This window comes from Vibrio sp. Vb1337 (assembly GCF_033338715.1).
GTDB lineage: Bacteria > Pseudomonadota > Gammaproteobacteria > Enterobacterales > Vibrionaceae > Vibrio > Vibrio alginolyticus.
This window is the reverse complement of the sequence record NZ_JAWOTD010000019.1, coordinates 1-12587: the sequence shown is the minus strand read 5'-3', so window position 1 is coordinate 12587 and position 12587 is coordinate 1. Positions and strand designations below refer to the sequence as shown.

The window sequence follows — 12587 nt, the reverse complement described above, 5'->3', positions numbered from 1 at the left end:
CGGACTTACTCAACCGTTATATAACCCAATACTTACAAGGAACAGCAACGTTTTGGACGACATCTCTACGGGTATCTTGTTTGCGCTACTCGCGTGTCTTATCGTCATATCAGGTTACTTTTCCGGTTCAGAAACAGGGATGATGTCTCTGAATCGTTATCGCTTAAAACACTTAGCCAAAAACGGGCATAAGGGTGCTAAGCGAGTCGAAAGACTATTAGACCGTCCAGATCGTTTGATTGGTCTTATTCTTATCGGCAACAACCTCGTTAATATTCTCGCGTCTGCTATCGCGACCATTATTGGTATGCGTTTGTATGGTGATTTAGGTGTCGCTATCGCAACCGGTGCACTAACTATGGTTGTACTGGTTTTTGCCGAGGTTACCCCTAAAACAATTGCAGCGCTTTACCCTGAACGCGTGTCCTACGCGAGCAGTATATTATTGACCATACTGATGAAGTTACTGTCGCCTTTAGTGATGCTTGTTAACTTTATTACGAATGGCTTTATCCGCTTACTTGGCGTAAGAGCGGATCACTCAGCAGAAGATCATCTTAGCTCCGATGAGCTGCGTACGGTGGTAAATGAAGCTGGCGGTTTGATTCCTCGCCGACACCAAGACATGCTGGTGTCGATTTTGGATCTTGAGCACGTCACCGTGAACGACATTATGGTCCCACGCAATGAAATTACTGGTATCGATATTAACGACGACTGGAAATCCATTGTTCGCCAGCTAACCCACTCGCCACATGGACGCATAGTTTTCTATCGTGACCAAATTGATGAAGTGGTTGGCATGCTGCGCTTGCGCGAGGCTTATCGTCTGATGTTGGAAAAGAACGAATTCAACAAAGAAACGCTATTACGTGCTGCTGATGAGGTCTATTACATCCCAGAAGGCACACCACTGAACGTGCAAATGTTGAAATTCCAACGTAACAAGCAACGTATCGGTCTGATCGTGGATGAGTACGGTGATATCATCGGTCTAATCACTCTTGAAGATATTCTGGAAGAGATCATTGGTGAGTTCACGACGTCCATTTCTCCAAGCCTCTCTGATGAAATCAGTCCTCAAGGTGACGGAAGCTTTCTTATTGAAGGCAGCACCAATATTCGAGATATTAACAAAGGCCTGAAATGGGATTTACCAACGGATGGCCCAAGAACGTTAAACGGTCTTATTTTGGAGCACCTGGAAGATATTCCAGAGAGCCATTTAAGCGTGAGAGTAGCGGGTCACCCAATGGAACTTGTTGAGATTGAAGAGAACCGAATCAAGCTCGTTCGTGTTTATCCGAAGAAGAAAAAATCGACATCCAAATAACCAAAAGAAAAGCCTGACTCATGTCAGGCTTTTTTTTACTTATTGGGGCAATATGCTTCTTAATGAGCACCTAGTCGATACGCAACTCTTTTAACATCGACTCAGGCAAAGCAAGTTCATCATTTTTGTTCACCGAAACACCAGCATCCAAAATGTTCTTTGCGATCTGTTGTGCTTCTTTTAAAGAGTGCATTGCTGCCGTGCCGCATTGGTATTCGTTAAGTTCAGGGATCTTATTCTGACTTTCTACCTTCAGCACATCTTCCATTGCTGCAATCCAAGCATCTGCGACTTGCCGCTCTGATGGTGTGCCAATCAGGCTCATGTAAAAACCTGTGCGGCAACCCATAGGCGAAATATCGATGATCTCAACAGAATCACCGTTTAGGTGATTACGCATAAAGCCTGCATAAAGGTGCTCTAGGGTGTGAATACCTTTTTCAGAAAGAATGTCTTTGTTTGGCGCAGTAAAGCGTAAGTCGAAAACAGTAATCGTATCCCCTTTTGGGGTCTGCATGGTTTTCGCCACTCGTACAGCGGGTGCATTCATACGAGTGTGGTCCACGGTAAAACTATCGAGTAAAGGCATTACATCTCTCCTGATTGTAACTCCAGTACCTTTCGGTAATGGATAAATGTCATTCATCCCTACAGCACATGAACTGACTGTGGGCTAAAAGAACCAGCTGCTGTTGTCTTCTAATTCCTGACGACATTGCTTCAGCTGCCAGCCATAAGTTTTCGCTGTTTGTTCAACACGTCGAGCGACTTTGATTAAACTAGGTTTTCGATTATAAGTGCCTCGCTTATACCCACCTCGCCCTTCATGATAAGCCAGATACTGGTTATAGGGATCCCATAATGAAATCCCTAGCTGACGCCGTGTTTCATGAGTGTACCAACCGACAAACATCATAGAATCATCGAAGTTGGTACGAGAGCCACCCTGACCTGTCGCATCTTGGAAGTCTTCCCAAGCAGGGTCTTGAGCTTGAGCGTAACCATACGCACTGCTGACTCGTCCCCAAGGAATAAACCCTAGCAAATAATCTTTAGGTGGTTTTGCATCGTGCCGAAAGCTGCTTTCTTGTTTAATGATGGCCATAGCGACATGAATAGGGGTCCCCCATTCAGCTTCCATATCTTTGGCATCATCGTACCAACCGGATTTCTCTCGGAATATCTCGCATAAGTTATTCTGCTGCTTTGGCGGTGCCGTAGCACAACCTGCAAGTAACACGCTTCCAAGTACCGCTACTACTAACGACTTAATGTTCAACCCCACCAATCCTTAGTTAGTCATTACTGCTTCAGGTAAGCAAAGTAATCTTCCAAAAAATCATCAAAAGAAAGCGTGTCACTCTGCTCTGCTTGCTTTTGTTTTTCCACGGACGACGCTACTTCCGTTTCCATCGTATCTTGTGAATAGTACTGATAACCGTGAGCTAGGTTTTCATCACGGTACTTCATACCAAGAGTACAACCAACTTTACCTAGCCCACCCAGCTCTTTCGTTAGCTCTAATAGTTGACCAGAGATCGTTAGTTCTGGGTTATCAATCCATGTCTCGAGTTGATTACACACATCTTGGTATGCACTGCCACCAGCGGTCATATCCATTTGCTGTGCTATTTGACGTAACTCGACGAAAACTCGGTGTGCCCAATCTTGTAGAGATAGACGCTCACCTTGGCAACCAATTTGCAGCATTAGACCTTTTTCACGGCCAGAAACAATGACTTTATTCCAGTTATCGCGCCAACACTCTAATTCACAGTTATCCATAGGGTCTGAGTCTGACAAGGCCGCCCAGGTAAGGAAGAGATCCAAGAATCGTACTTGCTCTTCATTTAAGCCCACTGCGCTGAATGGGTTAACATCTAGAGAACGAACTTCAATGTATTCGACACCACCGCGTCGTAACGCATCTGAAGGCTTCTCACCACTTTTCGATACACGTTTTGGACGAATCGGAGCGTACAGTTCATTCTCAATTTGTAAGATATTGGAATTAAGCTGGCGGTATTCACCATCAACTTTTACCCCAATTTTCGCAAACTCTTCTGATGGGTGGCGAATCGCATCACTCAAACCATCGAGGTATTGGTCAATGCTGTTAAAACCAATTTTCAGCACACTTTGAGCACTATTGGTATAGCCAAGATCGCTCAAACGCAAAGACGTCGACTTCGGCAAATATAATGTCCCGCCAATCTTCTCGAATGGCAGATCGGTTTCACGACCTTGAATAAAAGAGCCACATAACGCTGGTGATGCACCAAAGAAGTAGGGAATCATCCAGCCAAAGCGGTAGTAATTACGGATCAACGCAAAGTACGCATCAGACTTAGCATCTTGGCGGGCTTGTTCATCTTGCTCGCCATAGAGCGCATCCCAAAATGTTTCAGGAAACGAGAAGTTAAAATGGACACCTGAAATAATTTGCATCAGGCTGCCATAGCGACGCTTTAGGCCTTCTCGGTACAGCGTTTTCATTTTCGCTGCATTCGAAGAGCCATACTGGGCTAACTGAATATCATCCTCTGAGCCGACGTAGCAAGGCATTGATAGTGGCCACATTTTCTCTTCACCCATTTTGGTTTGAGTGAAATGATGGATATCTTTCAGCTGTGCCATCAGTTCTGGAATTTCATGTGACACAGGCGTAATGAACTCTAACAATGATTCCGAAAAATCCGTTGTGATCCATTGATTTGTGAACGCAGAGCCTAACCCTTCAGGATGAGGAGTTGTAGCTAGATGTCCATCCTGACGATAGCGCAAAGTTTCTCGCTCAACACCGCGTCCAAACTGCTTAAATACTTCGGGGTTTGATGCAACTTTTTTTAGTCGCGCAGCAAAATCAGTCAAAATGAGGTTCGCTTATATTGGGAGCAGGACACTTGTCACATAACACAAGTGTAAGCTAAGTTATTGATAGTTAATGCATCTAGATAAATAACCCACGAAAAGTTGCTTATCTAGATGAATAGCGGAGAAACGTTTCTCCGCTATTAAATGTGTACTCTATCGAATGATTTCAAGCTCTTCTACGTCTTTCCCCAACTTTTCTAATTGAGGACGCAACGATTTAGCATCACCAACGACGATAATTTGATAGTCATTTGGATCAAACCATTTCTGAGCCAGCGCATTCAACGTCTGCTTATCGACTTTTTCTACGATAGCGTTTCTTTGCTGCAAGTAATCATGATCGAGGTTGTACTTAAGAATATCACTGATGAGCTCCGCTTTTTGTGTTGGCGTTTCATATTTCAGTGCATCTTTTTGACCGACCGCTTGACGCATAAATTTCATCTCTTCATCAGTAATACCTGACTGCGAGTATTCATTTAGCTCATTTTCCATCTCAATGATCGAAGCAACCGTTGCATCCGCTCGTACTTGCGCGGTGAAAACCACCGAGCCTGTTTCTGGATTACCAGAGAAGTATCCGTAAGCACCGTATGTGTAACCCTTGTCTTCACGTAGATTTTGGTTAATGCGGCTATTGAAGTTCCCAGCTAAGTTGAAGTTTGCCAGTTGGCTTAGGTAAAAATCGCCCGTTGCGTCGTAAGGCATACCTTGACGAACCATCATGACCACACTTTGCGGCGCTCCTGGTTTATCAACAAGATGGATCTTTTGCTCACCTAATGCAGCAATGCTTTGCGGTGCATACAATGGCGCAGCTTCATCTTGCCAGTTTTTCCAGAACGTCAGTTGCTGCTCAATTTCCTGTTTATTGATGTCACCAACAACGACGATTTGCGCACTTTGTGGCGTGTAATGCTTCGAGTAGAATTCACGGACATCATCCAACGTTAATGCACTGACACCTGCTTGCGTGCCGTCTTTTGGTCGAGCAAAAACCGAATCCCCATAGAGCACCTGGCGACTCGCTTGTGACGCCATCCAACTTGGATTTTGGTGCTCATATACCAGGCCTTCTAGCGCTTGCATTTTTACACGCTCGAAATCATCTTGATTAAATGCAGGAGACAGCAACATCTCTTCGACAATTTTTAACGTCGGCTCTAAGTTCTTTTCTAGAGCAGAAACACTGATGTTTGTTGTATAACCTGTGGCATTAACAGAGATAACACTACCCAGTTTATCAAGCTCAGCTTGAATCTCTTCGACACTGCGTTTCGTTGTACCTTCTTGCAACATCGCAGCGGTCAATTGGGCAAGACCTTCTTTACCCTTTTCAACAAAACGTGTCCCTGCAGGTAGACTAAATTGCATCATCACCGTCGGCGTTTCGTCGCTAACTGCACCAAGCAGCTCTGAGCCATTCTTGAAATGTAACTCGTACAGCTCTGGCATCGTCGCTTTCACTGGTTCTCCTACTGGCGGTTGCACTGAGCGATCGAAGTTATCGGTCGCACGACGATACGCCAATTGGTCATCGGAAATCTTCTCATATTCTGGCAGCGTACGTTTTGGCGTCACAAAAGTCGCAGGTTTTACGACAAGGTCTGTTTTTCCTTTTGGGACCACGCTTAGGGTCACTTTGTTCTTACCTTGGATAAAGTCCGTATACGCTTTTTCTACCGAAGTCGGCGTAACTGCACGGATTTGTTCAAGCTGTTGCTCAAGACGATCAGGATCGCCGAAAAATGTCTCGTTGGAAGCCAACTGAGTCACTTTACCTTTAACGCTTTCTAGCGCAAAAATAGCATCCGCTTCCGCTTTACCCTTCAACTGCTCAAGGCGATCTTCTGTCACGCCTTTTTCCGCAAACTGATTTAGTGATTGTAAAAGCTCGTCGTACAGTTTTGATAGGTCGCCTTTGTCTCCAGAATCACCCATTGCGTAAACGTAAAAGTTACACGCCAGTTCAGCACAGTCATGGAATGAACCAGCATCGACCGCTTTTTGAGTCTTCACTAGGTCTTGATAGAGCACGCTGTTGGTACCGCCACCCAATACTTCTGATAATGTATCGAGAGACGCTTGGCTTTCTTCGCCGTTGTAGGTTGTTGGCCACGCGATCATCACCATAGGTTGTTGAATACGATCTTCTAGAGTGATGTATTTGTCTTCTTGCAGTTTTGCAGGTTGTTTCGGCGCATTTTCAACCTCAGGACCACGAGGAATCGAACCGAAGTACTTATTTACCCACTCTAGAGTTTGTTCAACGTCTAAGTCACCACCGATCGTGATAGTCGCATTGTTTGGGCCATACCAACGCAAGAAAAACGCTTTGAGATCGTTCACATCAACACGATCAAGATCTTCAACATAACCAATGGTTTGCCACGAATACGGATGACCTTCAGGATATAGCGCTTCGGACATGCGCTCCCAAATTAAGCCATAAGGACGATTATCGTAACGCTGAGCTCGCTCATTTTTTACAGTCGAACGCTGAATTTCAAATTTGCGTTGAGAAACCGCATCCAACAAAAAGCCCATACGGTCAGACTCTAACCACAGCATTTTCTCGAGCTGGTTAGCAGGGACAGTTTCAAAGTAGTTAGTACGATCGCGGTTTGTTGTACCATTTAACGTGCCGCCAGCCTCTGTGATGATCCTGAAGTGCTCTTGGTCACCAACGTTCTCTGAACCTTGGAACATCATGTGCTCAAAGAAATGCGCAAAACCAGACTTACCCACTTCTTCACGAGCTGAACCAACATGGTAAGTCACATCCACATGGACCAATGGGTCAGAATCTTCAGGAGCTAAGATCACCGTTAAACCATTATCGAGTTTATACTTTTGGTATGGAATCTTAACTTTGCCTTCTTCAGCTTTCGATGACTCAACGAAAGTTACCCCTTTCGGCAGTGATGAAACTGGCGTATTTGATGCACAGCCCGTGATCACCAACAGTGAACACGCGCCAACCCAAAACATCTTCATGTACTTTCCTTAAAATAATCCGAGATAGATGGCCGCAAGTAAGCTATACCTAGCAGCCTTTCCTAAAAATATTAAAATCACGCAAGGCAGAAACTTCATTCTTAGCCACCCTGCGGCTAAACACAGCGGGTCTCCTATTACAGGTAACCAGCTAAAAAATAATCCCCAATAGCCATACTTAGAGAGCCACTTTAATGCGGTATGACCGTGCTTTTCCTCTTGTGCTTTGTTGGGAATCCACAAGCCAAGCCAATAATTTGTTAAGCCACCAAGCGTATTACCGATAGTAGCGACCATAACAATTGAAGAAACGGAGTATTGATTTAATGAGAGAGCGGCAACTAAGCCCGCCTCAGAACCACCAGGCAACAACGTGGCACTGAGAAAACCGGTCATGAAAAGCACCCATAATGCTGAATCTGAAAACCAAAGCGCTAAACTTTCAAAACTCGTGTTAAATGCTTCTAGCATGTCATATCAAGCAACACCTTGCCTCTGGTTCTTCCTGATTCGACCTGCTGGTGAGCACCAATGACATCACTCATAGGATAAACCTGTTGAATTTCAGTCTTCAGTAAGCCAACGCCGACCATGTACAACAAGGTATCTAACTGCGCAGGGTCTGGTTCAACCAACATGCCACTAGCCTCAAAGCCTAGGAGTTTGGCTTTTTCACAAATCAGCTCAGCAGTTATGGTTGGAACGGTGATGACTCTCGCATTGTCTTTCAGGCATTTAAGCGCATCTAACGCAGCATCTCCGCCTACTAAATCAATCAAAACATCAACATCTTCAACACGTTCTGACACTGGTGCAAATTGATAGTTCACTGCATGAGCACCGAGCGTCGCAAGGTAGTCTAGATTTCGTTCACTGCAGGTTGTAAAGACTTCCGCTTTCGTCGCGATCGCAATTTGTACCGCGAGGTGTCCAACACCACCGGCTCCAGCGAGGATAAGTACGCGATCGTTTTCATTCACATTAGCCTTACTGAGAGCTTGTGCCGCAGTTTGTCCCGCCAACGGTAATGCAGCAGCTGCCTCTAAAGTGACAGAGCTAGGAACATGACTTAACTCAGTTTCTGGAACACATATGTATTGACTGTAACCACCGCCTCGAACTGGGAAACCAATAAATCCAGCCACCTCATCACCTTGATTAAAACGTGATACCCCCTCTCCACAAGACATCACTTTTCCTGAGATGTCGTAACCTGGCACCCAAGGTAAATTATCCTTATTCTGCGCTGCCGCCCAACCGAGCCCAGCTCGAGTTTTGACATCAATAGGATTTACGCCTGAAAAAGCGACTTTTACTAAGACTTCACCAGGCTGTGGTGATGGTGTAGAAGCATGTTGAATCGCGAGTACGTTGGCATCACCAAACTCAGTGATAACGATCTGTTTGTGTTCCATAAACCATTCCCTGCAAGAAAACAAAAAGGGATGCGAAAGCATCCCTTTGACTATAAACCATTTTGTTAACCTAAGTTAATCGTGATTTTGTAAATTGGTTGATCATTCCATTTTCAATAATGTCTAACCAACAAGTGCTAACAATATACCAGCCGCAACGGCTGAACCCAGCACACCAGCAACGTTTGGTCCCATCGCATGCATTAACAAGAAGTTTTGCGGGTTAGCTTGTAAACCAACTTTGTTTACGACTCGCGCGGCCATTGGTACCGCAGAAACGCCAGCCGCACCAATAAGTGGGTTGATGTCTTCTTTCGAGAACTTGTTAAGCAGTTTCGCCATCAGGACGCCCGCACCAGTACCGATACTAAATGCAACTGCGCCTAACCCCAAGATACCTAACGTTTCTAGGTTCAAGAACTGCTCAGCTTGCAGCTTAGAACCAACACCAAGACCTAAAAAGATAGTCACTATGTTGATCAATTCATTTTGAGCAGTTTTCGATAAACGATCGACCACACCAGCTTCACGCATCAAGTTACCCAAACAGAACATACCAACCAATGGCGTAGCTGAAGGTAAGAACAGAATCGTCATCAGTAATACAGCAAGCGGGAAGATGACTTTCTCCCATTTACCAACATGACGAAGCTGAGCCATCTTGATTTGACGCTCTTCCTTGGTTGTCAGTGCTTTCATGATTGGTGGCTGGATGATCGGCACCAATGCCATATAGCTGTATGCCGCGACTGCAATCGCACCTAGCAGATCTGGAGAGAGCTTACTCGCTAAGAAAATCGCTGTTGGCCCATCAGCACCACCGATGATCGCGATAGACGATGCATCCGCCATGGAAAACTCCATGCCAGGTACATAGTTGAGTAAAATAGCGCCAAACAGTGTTGCAAAAATACCAAACTGCGCAGCCGCACCTAACCACAACGTTTTTGGGTTTGCGATCAAAGCACCAAAGTCGGTCATCGCGCCCACACCCATGAAGATCAATAGCGGGAACACACCCGATTCAATCCCAATGTAGTAAACGTAGTAGAGCAAGCCACCAGGCTCAGTAAAGCCAGCATTTGGAATATTAGCCAAAATAGCACCGAAACCAATCGGCAATAACAGTAAAGGTTCAAATCCTTTTTTAATTGCCAAAAACAGCAAGGTACAACCAACCAGCATCATACAGATTTGGCCGAACTCGAAGTTAGCGATCCCTGTTTCTGCCCAAAGGGTTAACAATCCGTCCATGATACTCCCTTACGCCAGGCTCAACAGAGGCACACCTACTGTGACAGCATCGCCTTCTTTAACGTTCAGCTCTTGAACCACACCACCACGCGCCGCTCGTACTTCAGTTTCCATTTTCATCGCTTCAAGGATGAGCAATACATCGCCTTCAGCTACCTCAGCACCAGGTTGAACATTCACTTTGAAGATGTTACCTGCAAGAGGAGCAGGTACCGCTTCTGCTGAAGCATTAGAAGGTGCGCTAGGTGTAGCCGATTTTGCCGGTGCATTAGAAGGAGCAACAGATGTCAGTTCACCTTGAGGGCCAACTTCCACCTCATACACCTGCCCGTCAACACGTACACTATAAGTTTCTACACCACCAGTTGCTGGTTGAGCTACAGGTACAGCAGGCTTCGCAGCTTCTAGCGTTGGTGCAGGCTCAAATGCTTCTGGGTTTTCACGATTCTTAAGGAACTTAAGCCCAACTTGAGGGAAAAGTGCATAAGTGAGTACGTCATCAACACGCTCACTTGCTAGCTTAATGCCTTCTGATTTCGCTTTCTCCATCAGATCAACCGTAAGCGTCTCCATTTCAGGCTCAAGTAAATCGGCAGGACGACAGGTAATTGGCTCTTTACCATCAAGCACTTTCGCTTGCAGTTCTGCATTTAACTCGGCTGGCGCTTGACCGTACTCACCTTTCAATAGGCCAGCGGTTTCCTTGGTAATACTCTTGTAGCGCTCGCCAGTAAGAACGTTAATCACCGCTTGCGTACCGACGATCTGTGAAGTTGGAGTCACCAATGGAATGAAACCAAGATCTTCACGTACACGAGGGATCTCTTCTAATACTTCATCAATGCGATCCGCAGCGCCCTGCTCTTTCAACTGGCCTTCCATATTGGTCAACATACCACCAGGCACTTGGGCAATCAGGATGCGTGAATCGACTCCTTTTAACTGGCCTTCCCACTTCGCATACTTCTTACGTACCTCACGGAAATATGCGGCGATAGGTTCCAGTTGCTCGAGTTTCAAATTGGTATCTCGCTCGGTGCCTTCTAGCATAGCGACTACCGTTTCAGTCGGTGTATGGCCGTAGGTACAACTCATTGAAGAAATCGCAGTATCGAGAATATCAATACCGGCTTCTACTGCTTTTACCGCTGTTGCTGTAGACAGCCCCGTTGTTGCATGACAATGAAGTGCCAATGGCACATCACAAGACGCTTTGATACGCGTGATAAGCTCTTCCGCTTCATAAGGCTTAAGTAAGCCAGACATATCTTTAATACACAGCGAGTGACAACCTAAATCCTCTAGGCGTTTTGCCAAGTCAACCCAAGTGTCTGCGTTATGCACTGGGCTCGTTGTGTAAGACAACGTACCTTGAGCATGCGCACCAACATCAACCGTTGCTTTAACGGCTTTCTGGAAGTTTCGCACGTCATTCATTGCATCAAAAATACGGAATACATCCATGCCGTTAGCATGCGCGCGTTCCACAAACTTCTCTACTACGTCGTCGGCATAATGGCGGTATCCTAAAAGGTTTTGACCACGCAGTAGCATTTGCATTGGTGTATTAGGCATCGCTTTTTTTAGTTCACGTAAACGCTCCCAAGGGTCTTCCCCTAAGAATCGAATACAAGAATCAAATGTTGCACCACCCCAAGTCTCTAGAGACCAGTAACCAACCTTATCCAACTCAGCTGCGATAGGCAGCATATCCTCAATACGCATACGCGTAGCAAATAGTGATTGATGGGCATCACGAAGGACCACATCAGTAATAGCTAGTGGTTTAGACATGCTCTTAAACTCCTTTTTAATCCTAGTTCGGCTACTTCGCGAATGAGGCGCGATGTTTATGAATCGCAGCCGAGATCGCCGCCACTACTTGTGGACTAACAGCTGAAGAGGTTGATTGAATATTAGTGTTTGTTTTTGGTGCTGCGATCGGCTCTGGTACTTCTTCTGGTACCAATTTCGACATTAACCGAACGAGATAAACAAGAATAGTGAGGAAAATAAATACGACCGCCATCCCCGTTAGCATCAGGGTGGCCGCATCTACTAGCAGGCTTCCTATATTAGTCATGTTGCTTCCTTTCTTTGTCATCCTGACAACGTGCAGGACTTTAATAGTGTCAAATCCCGACCCATGGATTATCTCGATTGGTTAAATTTTGTCAATTTTGTTTAAGGAAGGTTTGTAGTAATCCTGATAAATGATTATTTATTCACTACCCAGATCACAGTTCATGACAAAATAATCACTTCAAATCGCTATCACCTTACGAACAGAGTAAAGGAGGACATAAATAAAAACTGCGATTTAGATTTCAAAATCAAATCGGGATTCACGCAGTAAAAACCAACAAAAACAAAAAGATGAACAAGATTAACAATAAATAAACAAATAACAAACAAAGTGACTACATGAGAGTGATTGAAATGAAAAATGGAAGTCAGTGTATAGGAGGGATAATCAGGATGATTTCACACGATGCGACAGAAGCTTGATAGCAAATTGCTTAGATACGCACATATTCGCTTTTAAAAAAGAGGAACATAGGCTCTTCTAGTGATCCTACGCCATATTTCAGATGTCTAGATACAAAAAAGCCTCGCAATTGCGAGGCTGTTTCAATGAGTGGCGCGTCCTGGAGGATTCGAACCTCCGACCGCCTGGTTCGTAGCCAGGTACTCTATCCAGCTGAGCTAAGGAC

Annotated in this window: 10 protein-coding genes; 1 reads left to right on the top strand and 9 read right to left on the bottom strand. The window is 45.1% G+C overall.

Going from position 1 to position 12587, the window contains the following annotated elements; all coding sequences use genetic code 11:
* Positions 1-52 precede the first annotated feature (52 nt).
* A complete protein-coding gene (locus tag R7E42_RS18490) occupies positions 53-1333 on the top strand; it encodes an HlyC/CorC family transporter (RefSeq protein ID WP_005379948.1) in 1281 nt (426 codons plus the stop codon).
* Positions 1334-1403: 70 nt separating this feature from the next.
* On the opposite strand, the gene luxS is transcribed toward R7E42_RS18490, so the two are convergent.
* The 9 genes from luxS to R7E42_RS18445 form a co-directional block, all read right to left on the bottom strand.
* Positions 1404-1922, bottom strand: a complete 519-nt coding sequence (luxS, locus tag R7E42_RS18485) for an S-ribosylhomocysteine lyase (RefSeq protein WP_054574813.1) — start codon at positions 1920-1922, stop codon at positions 1404-1406.
* 84 nt (positions 1923-2006) lie between these two features.
* Positions 2007-2612 carry a hypothetical protein gene (locus R7E42_RS18480; RefSeq protein WP_169644374.1) on the bottom strand — a complete coding sequence of 202 codons (606 nt, stop codon included), beginning with the start codon at positions 2610-2612 and terminating at the stop codon, positions 2007-2009.
* Between the two features lie 23 nt (positions 2613-2635).
* A complete protein-coding gene (gshA, locus tag R7E42_RS18475) occupies positions 2636-4204 on the bottom strand; it encodes a glutamate--cysteine ligase (RefSeq protein WP_005385430.1) in 1569 nt (522 codons plus the stop codon).
* Positions 4205-4360: 156 nt separating this feature from the next.
* Positions 4361-7204, bottom strand: a complete 2844-nt coding sequence (locus R7E42_RS18470) for a M16 family metallopeptidase (protein WP_017820389.1) — start codon at positions 7202-7204, stop codon at positions 4361-4363.
* Between the two features lie 9 nt (positions 7205-7213).
* On the bottom strand, positions 7214-7675 hold the full coding sequence (locus R7E42_RS18465; RefSeq protein WP_318072911.1) for a YqaA family protein: 462 nt from the start codon (positions 7673-7675) through the stop codon (positions 7214-7216).
* Complete coding sequence (locus tag R7E42_RS18460; protein ID WP_318072910.1) at positions 7669-8619, bottom strand: NADP-dependent oxidoreductase; 951 nt, start codon at positions 8617-8619, stop codon at positions 7669-7671. The genes R7E42_RS18465 and R7E42_RS18460 overlap by 7 nt, the downstream gene beginning before the upstream one ends.
* Before the next feature lie 123 nt (positions 8620-8742).
* Positions 8743-9873 (bottom strand): sodium ion-translocating decarboxylase subunit beta, encoded by a 1131-nt coding sequence (locus R7E42_RS18455; protein WP_005379935.1) that lies wholly within the window; start codon positions 9871-9873, stop codon positions 8743-8745.
* Between the two features lie 9 nt (positions 9874-9882).
* On the bottom strand, positions 9883-11667 hold the full coding sequence (gene oadA / locus R7E42_RS18450; RefSeq protein ID WP_318072909.1) for a sodium-extruding oxaloacetate decarboxylase subunit alpha: 1785 nt from the start codon (positions 11665-11667) through the stop codon (positions 9883-9885).
* Positions 11668-11698: 31 nt separating this feature from the next.
* A complete protein-coding gene (locus R7E42_RS18445) occupies positions 11699-11956 on the bottom strand; it encodes an oxaloacetate decarboxylase subunit gamma (protein ID WP_005379932.1) in 258 nt (85 codons plus the stop codon).
* Between the last annotated feature and the right edge of the window lie 631 nt (positions 11957-12587).